The following is a 16374-nucleotide window of genomic DNA, read 5'->3' as shown; positions in this document are numbered from 1 at the left end:
CGTGGGCATGGGTAGCGCGAGGAGCTCCAGGAATCTGCCTCGGCTGCGGCTCGACGAGCTGCTGGACGAGCTGCAGACGCGTATCGACGCGGTGCGGGGGACGCAGGACAGGGTGCACAGCCTGTTGGAGGCCGTGCTCTCGGTCGGCCGGGAGCTGGATCTGCCGCAGGTGCTGCGGCGGATCGTCGAGGCGGCCGTGATCCTGGTGGACGCCGAGTACGGCGCCCTGGGCGTGATCGGCGAGGACCGGCGGCTGGCGGAGTTTCTGACCGTGGGCGTCGACGAGGAGCAGACCGCGGCGATCGGGACGCTGCCGTCCGGCCACGGCATCCTGGGCGAGCTCATCCGCCACCCCGAGCCGCTGCGGCTGGCCGAGCTGTCCGAGCACCCGGCCTCCTACGGCTTTCCGGCGGGGCATCCGCCCATGCACTCGTTCCTGGGGGTGCCCATCCGGGTGCGGGACGAGGTCTTCGGCAACCTCTACCTGACGGAGAAGCGGAGCGGTAAGGAGTTCGACGGCGAGGACGAGACGGTGCTGTCCACCCTCGCCGTGGCGGCCGGCGTGGCCATCGAGAACGCCCGGCTGTACGAGGAGGCCCGACACCGCCAGCGCTGGCTGGAGGCGAACGCGGAGGTCACTCAGGGGCTGCTGTCCGGTGTGGACGAGACCCGCGTTCTCGGGCTGATCGTCGGGCACGCCCGGCGCCTCGTCGTGGCGGACCTGGGGGTGCTCGCGCTGCCGGTCGAGGGGACCGCGAACCTCCAGGTGGCGCTCGCGGACGGCATCGACGCCGAGGCGCACCGCGGTCTTGTGCTGCCCTGCCAGGGCTCGTTCGCCGGCGCGGCCTTCCTCGCGTCCGAGGCCGTCACCAGCGTCGACGTCGAAAACGATCCACGGATCACGGTCGGCCCCATGCGGTGGAAGGGCCTCGGTCCGGCGGTGGCGGTGCCGATGCGGACCAGCGAGGGGGTCCAGGGGGTGCTGTCGCTGGCCCGCGCGGCGGGCAGCGCGCCCTTCACTCCGGTGGAGACGGACATGCTGCTCGGCTTCGCCGGTCAGGCGGCGATCGCCATGAGGCTGGCCGAGCGGCGGCGCGACGCCGAGCAGCTGGCGCTGCTGGAGGACCGCGACCGGATCGCCCGCGATCTGCACGACCTGGCCATCCAGCGGCTGTTCGCCGCGGGGATGTCGCTGCAGTCCACCCTGCGTTTCGTCCACCACCCGGAGGGCTCCGAGCGCCTGTTGCGGGTGGTGGACGACCTGGACGACACCATCAAGATCATCCGGTCGACGATCTTCGGCCTGCGGTCGCATGAGGCGGGCCCGGCCGCCCAGGGGCTGCGGGTGCGTACGGCGAGGACGGTGGAGGAGGCCGTGCCCGCGCTGGGGTTCACGCCCTCGCTGCGTACGGAGGGGCTGGTCGACACCGATGTGCCGTACCCGGTCGCGGACGACGTGGTCGCGGTCCTGGCCGAGGCGCTGTCCAACATCGCCCGCCACGCGCGGGCCGGCGGCGCGGAGATCTCCCTGGTCGTCGGGTCCGGTCGGCTGACCCTCACGGTCGTCGACGACGGGGTGGGCATTGCGGAGGGCGGGCGGCGCAGCGGGCTGCGGAACCTCACCGAGCGTGCCGGAAAGCGTGGCGGTGACCTGGTGCTGGAGGTGCCGCCGGGCGGCGGTACGCGCCTGGTGTGGAGCGTTCCGCTGCGGCAGGACTGAGGGCCGCGTCCGGGGCGGTGACCGCGGCCGGGCCGGTGACCGCGTCCGGGGCGGACCGGCCGTATCCTAGCCGGATCAGCATTTGTACATGGTCCGGGGCGCGGCGGTTGTCGCTGAGCGCCCAGCGCAGATCGGGCCACTCCAGGGCCTGGTGCAGCAGCGTGGCCCGCGCCGTGAGCGCGGTGGCCACCAGCAGGACGTGCTGCAGCGCCTGGCCGGCCCGCAGCCAGTCGGTGCGCCGGTCGTGGCGTGTGGTCAGCACGGCGACGGTCGGCCGCCGCTCGAGGTCTCTGGCCCGCCCGTCGCCCTGCGGACCAGAGAGGTCGTGGTCGCGGGCGTTGCGCCGCTCGGCCTCCTCCGTGATGCGCAACAGCTGTGAGATCTCCTCGGGGCGGGCGAAGCACAGGGCCGCGCCGTCCGCGTGCGCGGCCTCGGTCAGCTCGGCGCGCACCCGGTGCGGCAGCCGTTCGCCGGCGAACGGGAAGTGGCTGTTCTGCCGCCGCCAGAGCACCTCGTACAGAGCGTCCAGGTGGCCCGGGTCACCGCCGTCGGGACGCAGGGTGGCCAGCAGGTCCGGCTCCGAGGGCCGTGGCGTCAGCCGGACCACGGGCCGCCAGCCGAAGTGGGCCATGGCGACGCGCAGGTTGAACACGGCCGCTCCGGCGGAGATGCTCAGGGCCCGCCCCCCGGGGTCGGCCCGGCGCGGGACGCGCTCGGCGTCGGCGCGCACTTCGACCGTGACGGTGTCGGGGTCGAGTCGGTAGTACCAGGGCCGGGTGTTGTGCATCGACGGGGCGGCCACAGCGGCTGAGACCAGCTTCTCCAGTGTCGCCGCGTCGAGTGCTGAGGGGCGCATGGTGATCTCCTCGGCGGACGCGCAGGGGTTCCTGGTCACTCAGCCTGCTGGGCAGGGGCGGGCGCGGGCAGGGGCCAATGGTCCCTGAGGGGGGACCGGGCGGGCCCGGTGTCAGCGGGCGGAGTCCGGGTGGGCGGAGGGGCCGTCGGGGTGCCGCGGGTCCGCGTGGGTGGCGATCACGGCCGCCTGGACGCGGCGTTCGACGCCGAGCTTGGCCAGCAGGCGGGAGATGTGGTTCTTCACCGTCTTCTCGGACAGGTAGAGCCGCTTGCCGATCTGCCGGTTCGTCATTCCCTCGCCGATCAGGGTCAGGATCTCCCGCTCCCGGGTGGACAGCCCGGCCAGCGTCTCGTCCTGCGGCTGCGGCTCGGTGCTGTCCCCGCGCAGGGTGCTCATCAGCCGGGCGGTGGTGGCCGGGTCGAGCATCGACTGGCCGGACGCGACCGTGCGTACGGCGGAGACCAGGTCCGAGCCCTTGATCTGCTTGAGGACGTATCCCGCGGCCCCGGCCATGATCGCGTCCAGCAGCGCATCGTCGTCGTCGAACGAGGTCAGCATCAGACAGGCGAGCCGGGGCATGGCGGAGCGCAGTTCGCGGCAGACGGTGACCCCGTTCCCGTCCGGCAGCCGCACGTCCAGGATCGCGACATCGGGCCGCAGCGCGGGCCCCCGGGTGAGCGCCTGGGCCACGGTCCCCGCGTCGCCGACCACCTCGATGTCCGGCTCGGCGTCAAGGAGGTCGTGCAGCCCGCGCCGTACGACCTCGTGGTCGTCCAGCAAGAACACCCTGATGGGACCGCTCGGGCTGATGGGACTGCTCGGACTGCTCGGACTGCTCGGAGTCGGCGGGAGGTGGTGTGGTGAGTCGGTCATGGCGGCCTTCCGCAACAGGATTGTCGTGGCCCGGCCCTCTGGGACCGATCCTGGCGCGCTCCCGGCGGGCCGCGCCAGGGCCGAACGGGCCCCGGGTTCGGGCGGCGGGACCGATGGTCCCCGCCGCCGGGTCTGCCCGGCCCTCGCCCATCCGGCCCAAGCGTGGGAGGGTCGTCACAGGGAGCCCTCGCGCTGCCGCGCGGGTTTCCGCCGAGCAGCACGCGACTGCACGCGACAGGGGGTGCGGCGATGAGTGCCAAGGCGCGGGGGCGGCTCTTCTGGCGGTGGCGGCGCAACCCGCTCAAACGGCGCTCGGACGTCGTGGAGGCCTGGGTCGCGCTGGTGGCCGGCCTGGTGATGACGGTCGGCGGCACGGCGGCCGGTGTGGCCACCTCCGCGGCCGTGGAGCGACCCCTGCTGGCGCAGCGCGCCGAGCGGCACCGCGTCCCGGCGCGGCTGCTGGAGGACGCCCCCGTGGCGGCGCCCGGCGCCGACGGCACCAGGGCCGACCGCGTCCCCGCCACCGTGCGCTGGAAGGCGCCCGACGGCACGGCCCACACCGGCACCGCACGGGTACGCGAGGGAAGCGCGGCCGGCACGGCGACGGTGGTGTGGATCGACCGGCGGGGCCGAGTGGTCCGCGAGCCGCTCACCCAGCAGGAGGCCGAGAGCCGGGCGGCGCTGACCGGCGTCACGGCGGCCACCGGCGTATGCCTGGTGACCCTGGCCGGCCGGCGCGTCGTACGGTGGCGGCTGGACCGCTGCCGGGCCGCGCAGTGGGAGCGCGCATGGGCCGAGGTCGAGCCGCGCTGGAGCAGCCGCGGCGGCTGAGCCGCCGCCGTCACGACGGCCCAAGCCTTGCGGGTCACGACGGCCCGGTGACGTGGTGGGCGGCGGTCAGCCGGTTGTCGAAATCCACCACGCCCTCGACCGAGCGGATCAGCCGCGCCGCCGCCGGGATCAGGGCGGCGTCCCTGACCTGGCCGGTGAGGGTGACCACGCCCTCCCGCACGCTCACCCGCACCGGCTGGTCCGCCGAGGCCGGGAAGAGGTACGACACGACCTCGCGCCGTACTTCCTCCTCGATGTCCTCGTCCGGGCGCAGAAACACCTTGAGCAGATCGGCACGGCTGACGATGCCTTCCAGCCGGCCCTCGTCATCGACCACGGGAAGCCGCTTGACGCGCTTGTGGGTCATGATCCGGGCGGTCTCGGCCAAGGTCGCGTTCGCGTGCACGGTGATGGCGGGTGAGGTCATCAGCTCCTCGGCGGTCACCGCGCCCGCCTTCACGATGTCGGGGAGGTCGCGCAACTGGCTGAGCCGGGTCGGGTCGCTGTCCCGGAACTCCTCCTTGGGCAGCAGATCGGCCTCCGAGACCACGCCGATCACCCGCCCCTCGCCCTCCAGGACCGGCAGGGCGCTCACTTTCCACTGCTCCAGCGTCTTCACGATCTCCTTGAACGGGGCCTCGCGGCCGACGGCGACGACGGTATGAGTCATCACATCACTCACGATGTGCGAGGTCCGGTGCACCGGGACCTCCTTCCTTGCCTCAGTGACAGGCAGCGGCAGGCAGCGGCGGGCTCCGCCGCGGTGCCTCGCCCGCGCTCAGCGCACGCGGATCCGGCGTCCCGTGACGCTGGTGGGGTCGATGCGCAGCCACAGGTCGCGGCTGCCGCCCGGCCAGGGCCTGTGGTACTCCCGGCCGGCCAGGCGCCGTACCGCCTCCGGCTCGGTGATCTGCCGGGCCCGCCCCACGACGAGCACGCTCCAGCCCCCGCTGAGCGTCTCGTCGATGTGGTCCACCTCGAACGCGACCTGTGAACCCGCGGCGGCGGCCGGGGAGGCGTCGGGGGCGGTGCGGAAGACCACCGCGTCGTCGACGACGCGGTAGTCGACCGGGACGATGGCGGGCCCCCACGAGGTGGACACCGAGATCCTGCCCACCCCGCGGGTGACGAGCAGGCCGCGGCACTCCTCGGGGCCCAGCTCCGCCAGGGCCGGGTGGCCGGTCTCCCGGCCGGGGCCGGCGCCCCGGCCCTGGAGCTCGGCGGCGGTGGTGTCCAGGGCCGCGGCCAGCCGCAGGAGGAAGCCCGCGCCGGGGGCGGCGGGACGCTCCTCCAGATACGTCAGACAGCCCGGCGCCGTGCCCGCCCGCGCGGCCACGTCCTCCCGGCTCAGGCCCAGTTCCCGGCGTCGCAGGGCCACGCGCCGCCCGATGTCACCTCCGCCGCGGACGGGCCGCCGGGCGGCGGGCGCAGCGGGTCGTGCCGAATCGGACATGGCCGCTCACTTCTCTCCGCTCGTCTCTTTGGGCACCAGCGGCCTGGTGGGCACCCCGAGTGCGATCTTGAGCGCACCGGTGTCGGCCGCCTGCGAGAAGACGTCGTACGCCTCCTCCATCTGGTCGAGCTCGAAGGTGTGGGTGATGAGCGACGCCGCCGCGGGCAGCCGCCCGGTGGCCAGCATGGACAGCAGCGTCGGCGTGGTGCGGGTGTCGACGAGACCGGTGGTGATCGTCAGATTGCGCATCCACAGGTCCTCCAGATGCAGCGTCACGGGCCGGCCGTGCACGCCGATGTTGGCGATCCGCCCGCCGGGCCGCGCCATCCGCGTGCACGCCTCGAAGCTCTCGGGGGTGCCCACCGCCTCGATGACCACATCGGCGCCGAGGCCTCCGGTGAGGTCGTCGACCAGGGGCTCGGGCCCCTCCGTGGTCTGCACCACCGCGTCGGCGCCCAGCCGCTTGGCCGCCTCCAGCCGGGCGGGCAGCAGGTCGACGGCGATGATCCGGCCGGGGGAGAAGAGCTCCGCGGTGGCGATCGCGGCGAGCCCGACGGGCCCGGTGCCGACGACCGCGACCGTGTCCCCGGGCCGCACCCCCGCGTTCACCACCCCCACCTCGTAGGCGGTGGGGAAGACATCGGCCAGCAGCACGGCCTCGAGGGTGTCGGCCGCACCGGCCAGCGGATGCAAGGACAGGTCGGCGAAGGGCACGCGAACGTACTCGGCCTGGGTGCCGTCGATCAGCCGCCCCAGAACCCAGCCCCCGCCGCCGTGGCACTGACCGTATGCCTGCTCCCGGCAGAACCGGCAGCGGCCGCACGGCGAGACACAGGAGACCAGCACCCGGTCCCCGGGGCGTACGGTGCGCACGTCGTCGCCGGTCTCGACGACCTCGCCGACGGCCTCGTGGCCGAGGACCGTACCGGGCCGGACGCCCGGCACATCGCCGTTCAGAATGTGCAGATCGGTGCCGCAGATGGTGGTCGTGTCGACACGGACGATCGCGTCGGCGGGCTCCTGGAGGCCGGGGTCGGGAACGTCCTCCCAGGAGGTGCTCCCGGGTCCGTGGAAGACGAGCGCTTTCATGACCGCTTCCCCTCGGATATGTCCCCAAAAAATCTCGTAAATATTGATATACCCAATTATCTCCGCTGAGCACACACCGTGCATGAGCTCTCCCGCGCCGGTCGATCTCACTCCCGCTGGTCGACCGGGACGAGCACCACCGGGCAGTGGGAGTGGTGCAGCACCGCGTGGGTGACCGGGCCGAGCTGCATGCCCAGCCGGGCCGTACGGCGGTGGACCGGGAGGACCACGACATCCGCCGCGCGCGAGGCCTCCACCAGGGCGGGCGCCGGGGCGCCGTGGGCCGTGTGCTCGCGCACCGGCACCTGCCCGAACTCCTCGCCCAGTGCCGCGACCACCTGGCGCGCACCCGCCTGCTCCCGCTCGGCCCGCGCCGCCGGGTCCTCCCGCGAGGGCAGCGCGTGATCGCCCCCGAACAGCTGCGGGTGCGCCCCCGCGTACAGCACACGCAGCCGCGCGCCGCGCCGCGCCGCCTCCTCGAACGCGTACCGCGCCGCGGCCTCGTCCGCGCTCGTCTCGACCCCGACCAGGACCTTGCCATGGCCCTCGGGCCCGTACGCGGCCGGGATGTCGCCCCGCACCACCAGCAGCGGACGCGCGGTGTGCGCGGCCAGCCGGAGCCCCACCGAGCCCAGCAGCAGCCCGGTGAAGCCCCCCAGACCGCGGGTGCCGATGACGGTCAGCGCCGCGTCTCCGCCGATGCGCAAAAGCTCCGGCACCGCGTCCTGCGCCGTGAGGGTGGGCACCACCCGCAGCTCCGGAGCCTGCTCGGCGACCCGCGCCACCGCCAGCCGCAGCACCGCCCGGGCGATCTCCACCGGGGTCTGGTGCGCCTCGGTCACCACGCCGAAGGCGACCGGGTCGGTCTGCGCCCACGGCCAGGCGTGCACGATCTCCAGCGTCGTCCCGCGGCGCTGGGCCTCGCCGATCGCCCGGTCCAGCGCGCCCCACGCGCTGTCGGAGCCGTCCAGGCCCACCACGATGCGGCCGTTCGGCGGCGGGGTGCCGGAAGGCGGGGTGACCGAACGCGTCATGGGCGACGACCTCCCTTTCTCACCCGGGCCCGGCCGGGGGCGGCGGTGTCCGCCCCCGCAGAACGGCCAGCCGCCTCCGGTACTCGTCCTCGTCGATCTCGCCGCGGGCGAACCGCTCGGAGAGCACCCGTTCGGCCGGGGACCAGGGGACGCGCAGGCCGTGCTCCAGGTGCCGGAACAGCGCCACCGCCACCAGGGCCACCAGGGCCCACAGCGCGAGCGCGATGAAGGCCAGCAGGGTGGAACCCCAGCCGCTCGTCGTGTGGTCGTACCACCAGTACATGCCGGATCTCCTTCACCTCACCCGAGCCCGGCCCGCTCACCTTCCCCCGGCCTCCCGTCGCACCCCGGCTCCTGGCCCGCCCCCTGGCCCGCCCATGGCGCGCCGCCGGGCAGCGCCGCGTCGTCGACGCGGTAGGTGAGGCGGTCGACGACGGCCACCACCCCGTCCACCTGGCCGGCCATCCGCACCGCGATGGGGACCTCGCTGTGCCGCTCCAGCTGCCCCTCCAGCCGCACCACCCCGTCGGTCACCGTGACGTCGACCACGTGGGGCAGCAGCCACAGGGAGCGGATCAGCACCTCGTCGATCACCTCGGCGCGGATCTCCTGGTCCGGGCGGAGGAAGACCGTCAGCAGGTCGCGCCGGGTGACGATGCCGACCAGCCGGTCCTCCTCGTCGATCACCGGCAGCCGCTCCACGCCGTGCCGCGCCATGGTCCGCGCCGCGTCGACCACGCTGTCCTGCGGGCGCACGGTGATCGCGGGCCGCGACATCAGCTGCCCGGCGGTGGGGGCGTCGGACCCGGTCCGCAGATCGGTCCCCGAGACCACCCCGAGGACCTTCTCGTCCTCGTCCACCACGGGCAGCCCGCCGATGCGATGCCGCGCGAGCAGCTCCATGACCTCGTGGGACGAGGTTCCGGAGCCGACCCGGACGACGTCGTCGGTCATCACATTGCCGATCTTGCGGTGCTTCATCGTGGGCTCCTTCTCCGCCCTGTACGACCAGCCTCCCGCGGCGGGACCCCGGGCCGCATGGGCTGCCCGGGGCCCCATAAGGGACGTTCGGCCCCAGCCCCGCTTTTTTGGGGGGCTCGGTTCTCCCCCAGCCACCGCTGGGCGGGGGCACCTCCCAGCGGTGGTTGGGGCGCCCCCGGGCCTTCACCCCGCCGGGAACAGACGGTCCAGGTACGGGTTGCGGAACTTCCCCGCCGGGTCGTACTCGCGCAGCAACCGCCCGAAGTCCGCGGCCCGTTCATAGCCCGCCACCACGTCCCCGGGCGCGGCCGCGGTCAGCTTGCCCCAGTGGGGCCGCGCCCCCAGCGGCAGCAGCTGCTCCTCGATCGCGGCGACGACCTCCAGCACCGCGGCGCGGTCCTGCACCCAGGTGAAGTGGAGGGCGACGCTGTCACGGCCGTACGCCGGGCTCAGCCACAGGTCGTCGGCGGCGATCGTGCGGACCTCGGACACCAGCAGCGCCGGCGCGATCCGGCCGCCCAGCCGGCGCAGCGCCGCGAAGGCCTCGGGTGCCGCGCCGCGAGGGAGGAGGAGCTCCGACTGCAGCTCCTCGCCGCTGCTGGGCGTGAAGTCCGGCCGGAAGTGCGGCAGCCGCTCGTGCCACGGCCCGGGTGCGCCCGCCTGCCGGGTGCAGTGCGAGGGCGGCATACCGGGCACGGGGTGGCGCGGGCCGTCGGCCGGGCGGGCGCCCAGCCAGGGCTGTCCCGGCCGGGGCGGACCGGGCCGGTCGGCGCGGCACTTGAGCCACACCACCCCGGACCCGGAGTGCCAGTCGGTGAACACGCTCACGCTGTACGCGGCGCCGGACACCTCGTCGAACCGGTCGGCGAGCCGGTCCAGGGGCAGCCCGTCGTAGACCCACTGGGCCACGTCGTAGGTCGGCTCGATGTCCAAGGTGACGCCGGTGACGATGCCCAGCCCGCCCAGCGAGACCACCGCCCCGGCCAGCCGGTCCGCGTCCGTCTCCCGGCTCAGCCGCGTCAGGTCCCCCTCCGGGCCGACGATCTCCAGCCCCGCCACCGACGCCGCGAGGCTCCGCTGTGCGTCGCCGGAGCCGTGGGTGCCGGTCGCGCAGGCCCCCGCGACCGTGATGTGGGGCAGCGAGGCGAGGTTGGCCAGCGCGTACCCGGCCGCCTGCAGGGCCTCGGCGACCTGCGCGTACCGCATGCCCGCGGCGACGGTCACCCGCGAGCCGCCGGGGTCGATCTCGACCCGGTGCGGCAGCCGGTCGAGGCGGATCAGATCGCCGCTGGTGTCGGCTATGCGATTGAAGGAGTGGCCGGTGCCGAGCGCGCGAACGCGCTCGGCGGAGCCGACGATCCGTCGCAGCTCGGCGACCGAGGCCGGGTGGTGCACCCGCGCCGCGCCGAAGGTGATGTTGCCGGCCCAGTTCGTGGGGGCTCCGGTTGTCGGCATCCGCGTTCCTGATCCTGTCCTGGGAAGTGCTCGGTTCTGGGTAAAGCGTTCCTGGTAAAGCGTGCCGGCCGAAGAGTGCTGGTCAAGGAGGTCGCCCGGCGGGGTGGCCACGACCGTAGTACAGGGCCGCCCGCCTCCCCGTACAGCCCCCCGCGCCTGCGGGTTGCCCCGACCGGCCCAGTTGCGCAAGCCGCCGGGACCCGGCGCGTCCACGATGGTCGTCAAAGCGCCGGAGACGGGACGGGTGGCCCCATGAGCGAGCAGAAACCGGTCGTCCACAGGACGGGGCTGCTCGGCGAGCTGTCCGCGGAGTTCGTCGGCACCATGGTCCTCATCCTCTTCGGCTGCGGCGTGGTGGCCCAGGTCGTCGTCGGCGGGCTCGGCGACCACGACAGCATCGCCTGGGCCTGGGGGCTCGGCGTCACCTTCGGGGTGTACGTCGCGGCCCGGCTCAGCGGCGGCCACCTCAACCCCGCCGTCACCGTCTCCCTGGCGGCCTTCAAGGGCTTCCCGTGGAGCAAGGTCCTGCCGTACGCGATCGCGCAGACCGCCGGGGCGTTCGTCGCGGCCCTGCTGGTGCGCTGGAACTACACCGAGGTGCTGGCCAAGGCCGATCCGGGCCACACCCTCAAGACCCAGTTCGTCTTCTCCACCCTCCCCGGCAACGGCGTGCTTCCGGTGAGCGAGTGGGGCGCGCTGCGCGACCAGGTCATCGGCACCGCGATCCTGATGCTGCTCGTCTTCGCGGTCACCGACCTGCTGAACACACCCCCGGGCGCCAACCTCGCCGCCGTCGTCATCGGCCTCATCGTGGTCGCCATCGGCATGGCGTGGGGGACCGACGCGGGGTACGCCATCAACCCGGCCCGTGACTTCGGCCCCCGCCTCGCCAGCTTCATCACCGGCTATCACAGCGCCTGGCGGGACCAGTACGGAAACGTCTACTTCTGGGTGCCCGTCGTCGGCCCGCTCGTCGGCGGCCTGGTCGGCGCGGCCCTCTACCGGTTCCTGGTCAGCCCCTTCCTCCCGGTGCCCGGGCCCGGGCCGCAGGAGGTGGGACAGACCCCGTCCGCCGAGACCTGAGACCCGAGCGGGACCCCGAGCGGGACCCCGAGCCACGAGAGGTGGGCAGGATGCCGGAATTCGTCGGTGCGGTGGACCAGGGAACCACCAGCACCCGTTTCATGATCTTCGACCACGACGGCGGCGAAGTGGCGAAGTACCAGCTCGAACACCGCCAGATGCTGCCGCGCTCCGGCTGGGTCGAGCACGACCCGGTGGAGATCTGGGAGCGCACCAACTCGGTCATGCAGAACGCGATCCGGGCCAGCGGACTGGCGCCCTCCGACCTGGCCGCGATCGGTATCACCAACCAGCGGGAGACCACCGTCGTCTGGGATCCGCGCAACGGGATGCCGTACTACAACGCCATCGTCTGGCAGGACACCCGCACCGACACCATCGCCGCCGCCCTCGAACGCGACGGCCGCGGCGAGGTCATCCGCCGCAAGGCCGGCCTGCCGCCGGCCACCTACTTCTCCGGCGCGAAGATCCAGTGGATCCTGGAGAACGTCGACGGCGTCCGCGAGGCCGCCGAGCGCGGCCACGCCCTCTTCGGGAACACCGACAGCTGGGTGCTGTGGAACCTCACCGGCGGCCCGGGGAGCGGTGTCCACGCCACCGATGTGACCAACGCCAGCCGCACCATGCTGATGAACCTGGAGACCCTGGACTGGGACGACGAGCTGCTGGAAATCTTCGGCGTGCCGCGGGCGATGCTGCCGACGATCAACCCCTCCGCCCACCCCGAGGCGTTCGGCCGGACCCGCACCACCCGCCCGCTGCGCACCGCCATCCCCGTCACCGGTGTGCTCGGCGACCAGCAGGCGGCCACCGTCGGCCAGGTCTGCTTCGCGCCGGGCGAGGCGAAGAACACCTACGGCACCGGCAACTTCCTGCTGCTCAACACGGGTACCGAACTCGTCCGCTCACGCAGCGGGCTGCTCACCACCGTGGCGTACCGGTTCGGCGACAGCCCCACCGTCTACGCCCTGGAGGGCTCCATCGCGGTGACCGGCTCGGCCGTGCAGTGGCTGCGCGACCAACTGAAGATCATTGGTGACGCGGCCGAGAGCGAGCGGCTGGCGCTCACGGTCGAGGACAGCGGAGGGATCTACTTCGTCCCGGCCTTCTCCGGGCTGTTCGCCCCGCACTGGCGCTCCGACGCGCGCGGCGCGATCGTCGGCCTCTCCCGCTTTCACAGCGGCGGCCACCTGGCACGGGCCACGCTGGAGGCCATCTGCTACCAGAGCCGGGACGTGGTGGAGGCCATGGACCAGGACTCCGGCGTCCACCTCGATGTGCTCAAGGTGGACGGCGGCGTCACCGCGAACGACCTGTGCATGCAGATCCAGGCCGATGTCCTCGGCGTCCCGGTCAGCCGCCCCCGGATCGCCGAGACCACCGCGCTCGGCGCCGCCTACGCCGCGGGCCTGGCCACCGGGTTCTGGCGCGACACCGACGAACTGCGCTCCCACTGGCAGGAGTCCAAGCGATGGGAGCCCCGGTGGCGCCGGGAGCGACGGGACGAGGGCTACGCGGGCTGGAAGCGGGCCGTCGAGCGCACGCTTGACTGGGTGAAGGTTCAATAGCGTCGCAAGGCGACGGCCCCTGGTGGCCCAGCGTTTGCCTCTCCTGCCGGACGGGGGTTACCTGGAAGTATCCGGCGGTGAAGCGATATCGCACCCGGGGCCACGGCGCTGACCGACGGCCCGCGCCGATCCCCTCCGTATCCGGATTCCATGGGTGTCCATGGCCCCGTCGGCTGCCAGGTGCCCGCCGACACCGGGCGGGCCCGAAGAGCACGCCAAGCGCAGTCGGCGGCTGGCGAGCGAAATGCACCATACTGGGTGATATGTCCACATAGCGTGCTCACCCGACAGGGGAGGTAAGAGCGGATGACGAACAACGGCCAGGTGGCCCTCGCCTTCACCAGCGGCTATCTCTTCGGGCGCGGCCACAGGATGCGGTCGGCGCTCGCCCTCGCGGGGCTGACCGCCGGCAGGCGGCTCGTGATGAGCCGGGGGGCGGTGGGCCCCGAGCGGCTGATGTCCTCCGAGCTCGGCAAGCTGAGCCACGATGTGCGCGACCAGTTGATGGCGGCCGGGCGATCGGCGGCCATGTCGGCGGCCAGCCACCGTATCGACGCGCTGAGCGACCGGCTGGAGCAGCGGGCCACGGCCCTGCGCTCCGGCTCCGACGGCCACAAGGGAGACGAGGGCCGCGAGGAGAGCAAGGAGAGCAAGGGGGCCGAGGAGAGCAAGGAGGCCAAGGGGGCCGGGGGCTCGAAGGCGCGGGGCGAGGAGCGCGGGGGCGAGCGGGAATCCGGGCGCGAGGAGCGCTCCCGCGGCGGTGAACGGGAGACCAGGCACAAGAGGACGGCCGACCGTCCGGAGCGGCCCGGGAAGAAGGCCGGCGCCGAAGGATCCGAGCGGCGAGGCCGAGGGTGAGGAGCCATGGCTGAGCGATCAGACGGCGACCGGCGCGAGGGCGGGCTCGGCACGCTGACCAAGGAACTGCCCACCGAGCGTCTGAAGAAGGAGGCGCAGGACCTGCTCTTCGCGCTGGGGGAGCGCGCCCTGCACACGGTCGGCAATCTCGGGGACGGTGCCGGCATCAAGCTCAAGGCACCGGTGAAGCCGCTGCTCAAGATGGGCGCGAAGCAGATCGCGGAGAAGGCGAAGGAGAAGGCCAAGGACGTCATCCCGGGCCTCGGCGGCGGCGGAGGTGGCGGCAAGGGCAAGAAGCTCAAGGTCACCAACATCGTCGAGCAGATCGACGTGGGTGTCCCCGTCTCGGTCGCCTACAACCAGTGGACGCAGTTCGAGGACTTCCCCAGCTTCACGAAGAAGGTGGAGAACGTCGATCAGACGAGCGACGAAGAGGTCGACTGGAAGGCACAGATCTTCCTCTCGCACCGCGAGTGGCACGCCGAGATCGTGGACCAGGTGCCGGACGAGCACATCGTCTGGCGGTCCCGGGGCCAGAAGGGCCACGTGGACGGCGCGGTCACCTTCCATGAGATGGCCCCCCACCTCACCCGGATCCTCGTCGTCCTGCAGTACCACCCGCAGGGCTTCTTCGAGCACACCGGCAACCTCTGGCGGGCCCCGGGCCGGCGCGCGCGCCTGGAGCTGAAGCACTTCCGCCGCCATGTCATGTCCGAGGTGCTGCTGCACCCCGACGAGGTCCAGGGTTGGCGCGGCGAGATCCACGACGGCGAGGTCGTCCCCCCAGAGGAGGCCGAGGGCAAGGGCGAGAAGGCCGAGGGCGAGAAGGCCGAGGACGAGAAGTCCGAGGACGAAGAGCGTGAGGACGAGGAGCCCAGGGGCGAGTACGACGAAGAGGACGAGGACGCGTACGACGACGAGGAGCGCGCCACCCGGGGCGGTGAGGACGCGTACGACGAAGAGGCGGACGAGGAAGGCCAATACGAGGAGGAGGACGAGGACGAGGAGCCCCAGCGGCGCTCGCGCCGCTGACGGACCCCCGCCCCGGAACGGGTGAGCGTGGTGACCGTAGCAAGCCAGCAGGGCCATTATCTGGACCGGCCCTCGTCCAGCGGTCTCGCCGACGTGGTCGGCGTGATCCTGGACAAGGGACTGGTCATCGACGTCTACGTCCGGGTGTCGCTGGTCGGCATCGAGCTGCTGACGGTGGATGCCCGCGTCGTCGTCGCCAGCGTCGACACGTATCTGAAGTTCGCCGAGGCGACGCGCCGGCTCGACATCGCCCGCAGCGGGACCGAGACCCGCGGCCTGCCGGGTCTGATGGACGAGATGCGCGAGGGCGGCGCACGCCAGAAGACCAAGGGCGCGCTGGAGGGCGTCAAGGAGAAGGTCAGCGACCTCCTCCAGCCCGCGGAGGACGAGGACGACGAGGACAGGGACGACGAGCGGGAAGAGGCGCGCCGGCGGGATGCCGAGGACCGGCCGCGCCGCAGGAGCCGGACGAGTGACAGGGAGCGCGAGCGGTGATGGCCGAGGACGGACATGCCTGCTACGTGTACGGGGTGGTCCCCGACGAGAAGGGCGAGCACAGCGACCTGACGGTCAAGGACCTGCCCGCGGTCGGCCACCAGGAGTCCCCGGTCACCTTCGTCAGGCACCGCGGGCTGGCCGCGGTGGTGAGTGAGGTGCCCACGGACAAGCCGCTCGGCAGCCCCGACGACCTCAGCGTCCACGCCCAGGTGCTGGACACGCTGGCCGCCTCGGGCCGGCCCGTGCTGCCGTTCCGGTTCGGCACGGTGGTGCGGGATCCGCAGGCGGTGACCGACGAGCTGCTGACCGAGGGCCGCGACGACTTCGCCTGGGCCCTCGACCGGCTGCGCGGCAGCGCGCAGTTCACGCTCAGGGCCCGCTATGTCCAGGACGAGGTGCTGCACGAGGTCCTGGAGGAACACGTCGAGGCCAGACGGCTGCGCGAGGAGCTGGAAGGGCTGCCGGAGGCCGCCGGCTACGACCAGCGCATCCAGCTGGGACAGCTGGTCGTGGAGGCCATCGCCACCAAGCGGGAGGCGGACGCCCGGGAGATCGAGCACCGGCTGGCGCCGTTCGCCCTCGCGGTGGCGACCTCCGAGCCGGCGTCCTCGGAAGGGGTGGTGAACGCCGCCTTCCTGATCGAGGACCAGAAGCGCGAGGCGTTCGAGAAGGCCGCTGAGGAGCTGGCCCGGCAGTGGCACGGCCGGGTCCGACTGCGGCTGCTCGGGCCGCAGGCCCCGTACGACTTCGTGGCCGACGCGCTGCGCCGGGGCGAGGAGGGCGGGTAGCCATGGGCCTGTTCACGGGTCTGCTGACCCTCCCGCTGGCGCCGGTGCGCGGCGTGACGTGGATCGCCGAGCAGCTGCGTCAGGAGGCGCTGCGGGAGTTGTACGACCCCACGGTGATCCATCAGCGCCTGGAGGAGGTCGCGGACGCCCGCGAGGCGGGCGAGCTGTCCGACGAGGAGGCGGCGGAGCTGGAGCGCGAGCTGGTCGGCCGGCTGATGCAGGGCGCGCAGTCGGCCGGGGGCCTGGAGGTATGAG

General features: G+C 73.0%; 18 protein-coding genes. 9 read left to right on the top strand and 9 right to left on the bottom strand.

Annotation, left to right across the window (positions count from 1 at the left end; genetic code table 11):
* Positions 1-7 precede the first annotated feature (7 nt).
* The gene (locus PV419_RS47710) at positions 8-1720 is read left to right on the top strand and encodes a GAF domain-containing protein (RefSeq protein ID WP_319699936.1); all 1713 of its coding nucleotides are present in this window, start codon (positions 8-10) and stop codon (positions 1718-1720) included.
* Here the strand turns inward: PV419_RS47710 and PV419_RS47705 are convergent.
* Entirely contained in the window at positions 1620-2615 is a 996-nt protein-coding gene (locus tag PV419_RS47705) for a hypothetical protein (protein ID WP_319699934.1), read from the bottom strand. The genes PV419_RS47710 and PV419_RS47705 overlap by 101 nt on opposite strands.
* A gap of 72 nt (positions 2616-2687) precedes the next feature.
* Positions 2688-3449, bottom strand: coding sequence for a response regulator (locus tag PV419_RS47700; protein WP_415925527.1), 762 nt, complete (start codon positions 3447-3449; stop codon positions 2688-2690).
* A 249-nt stretch (positions 3450-3698) separates the two neighbouring features.
* Between PV419_RS47700 and PV419_RS47695 the strand changes: the two genes are divergently transcribed.
* Positions 3699-4280, top strand: a complete 582-nt coding sequence (locus tag PV419_RS47695) for a hypothetical protein (protein WP_319699931.1) — start codon at positions 3699-3701, stop codon at positions 4278-4280.
* 34 nt (positions 4281-4314) lie between these two features.
* Here the strand turns inward: PV419_RS47695 and PV419_RS47690 are convergent, their stop codons facing one another.
* The 7 genes from PV419_RS47690 to PV419_RS47660 all read right to left on the bottom strand — a co-directional run bounded on the left by PV419_RS47690 (position 4315) and on the right by PV419_RS47660 (position 10292).
* Positions 4315-4983, bottom strand: coding sequence for a CBS domain-containing protein (locus tag PV419_RS47690; protein ID WP_319699930.1), 669 nt, complete (start codon positions 4981-4983; stop codon positions 4315-4317).
* 75 nt (positions 4984-5058) lie between these two features.
* Positions 5059-5733 carry a helix-turn-helix domain-containing protein gene (locus tag PV419_RS47685; RefSeq protein ID WP_319699929.1) on the bottom strand — a complete coding sequence of 225 codons (675 nt, stop codon included), beginning with the start codon at positions 5731-5733 and terminating at the stop codon, positions 5059-5061.
* Between the two features lie 6 nt (positions 5734-5739).
* Positions 5740-6822 carry an alcohol dehydrogenase catalytic domain-containing protein gene (locus tag PV419_RS47680; RefSeq protein WP_319699928.1) on the bottom strand — a complete coding sequence of 361 codons (1083 nt, stop codon included), beginning with the start codon at positions 6820-6822 and terminating at the stop codon, positions 5740-5742.
* 107 nt (positions 6823-6929) lie between these two features.
* Positions 6930-7856, bottom strand: coding sequence for a universal stress protein (locus tag PV419_RS47675; protein ID WP_319699926.1), 927 nt, complete (start codon positions 7854-7856; stop codon positions 6930-6932).
* A gap of 19 nt (positions 7857-7875) precedes the next feature.
* A complete protein-coding gene (locus tag PV419_RS47670; RefSeq protein ID WP_319699924.1) occupies positions 7876-8139 on the bottom strand; it encodes an SHOCT domain-containing protein in 264 nt (87 codons plus the stop codon).
* A 17-nt stretch (positions 8140-8156) separates the two neighbouring features.
* The gene (locus PV419_RS47665; RefSeq protein ID WP_319699922.1) at positions 8157-8837 is read right to left on the bottom strand and encodes a CBS domain-containing protein; all 681 of its coding nucleotides are present in this window, start codon (positions 8835-8837) and stop codon (positions 8157-8159) included.
* A 183-nt stretch (positions 8838-9020) separates the two neighbouring features.
* Positions 9021-10292 (bottom strand): FAD-binding protein, encoded by a 1272-nt coding sequence (locus PV419_RS47660; protein WP_319699920.1) that lies wholly within the window; start codon positions 10290-10292, stop codon positions 9021-9023.
* A 252-nt stretch (positions 10293-10544) separates the two neighbouring features.
* On the opposite strand from PV419_RS47660, the gene PV419_RS47655 reads away from it, so the two are divergent.
* The 7 genes from PV419_RS47655 to PV419_RS47625 all read left to right on the top strand — a co-directional run bounded on the left by PV419_RS47655 (position 10545) and on the right by PV419_RS47625 (position 16373).
* The gene (locus PV419_RS47655; RefSeq protein WP_319699918.1) at positions 10545-11375 is read left to right on the top strand and encodes an MIP/aquaporin family protein; all 831 of its coding nucleotides are present in this window, start codon (positions 10545-10547) and stop codon (positions 11373-11375) included.
* A 50-nt stretch (positions 11376-11425) separates the two neighbouring features.
* Positions 11426-12943: a glycerol kinase GlpK gene (gene glpK / locus PV419_RS47650; protein WP_319699916.1), complete on the top strand. Its 1518-nt coding sequence runs from the start codon at positions 11426-11428 to the stop codon at positions 12941-12943.
* Positions 12944-13249: 306 nt separating this feature from the next.
* On the top strand, positions 13250-13801 hold the full coding sequence (locus PV419_RS47645) for a hypothetical protein (RefSeq protein WP_319699914.1): 552 nt from the start codon (positions 13250-13252) through the stop codon (positions 13799-13801).
* Positions 13802-13807: 6 nt separating this feature from the next.
* Positions 13808-14833 (top strand): SRPBCC family protein, encoded by a 1026-nt coding sequence (locus tag PV419_RS47640; RefSeq protein WP_319699913.1) that lies wholly within the window; start codon positions 13808-13810, stop codon positions 14831-14833.
* A gap of 30 nt (positions 14834-14863) precedes the next feature.
* Positions 14864-15328: a gas vesicle protein GvpJ gene (gene gvpJ / locus PV419_RS47635; protein ID WP_319699911.1), complete on the top strand. Its 465-nt coding sequence runs from the start codon at positions 14864-14866 to the stop codon at positions 15326-15328.
* On the top strand, positions 15328-16119 hold the full coding sequence (locus PV419_RS47630) for a GvpL/GvpF family gas vesicle protein (protein WP_319699910.1): 792 nt from the start codon (positions 15328-15330) through the stop codon (positions 16117-16119). Before gvpJ ends, PV419_RS47630 begins: the two co-directional genes overlap by 1 nt.
* A 2-nt stretch (positions 16120-16121) precedes the next feature.
* Entirely contained in the window at positions 16122-16373 is a 252-nt protein-coding gene (locus PV419_RS47625) for a gas vesicle protein GvpG (protein ID WP_319699909.1), read from the top strand.
* Position 16374: the final 1 nt, after the last annotated feature.

It is taken from the genome of Streptomyces sp. ME19-01-6, from assembly GCF_033793745.1.
GTDB lineage: Bacteria > Actinomycetota > Actinomycetes > Streptomycetales > Streptomycetaceae > Streptomyces.
Note: the sequence above shows the minus strand (reverse complement) of the source record. Positions and strands in the feature narration are given on the sequence as shown.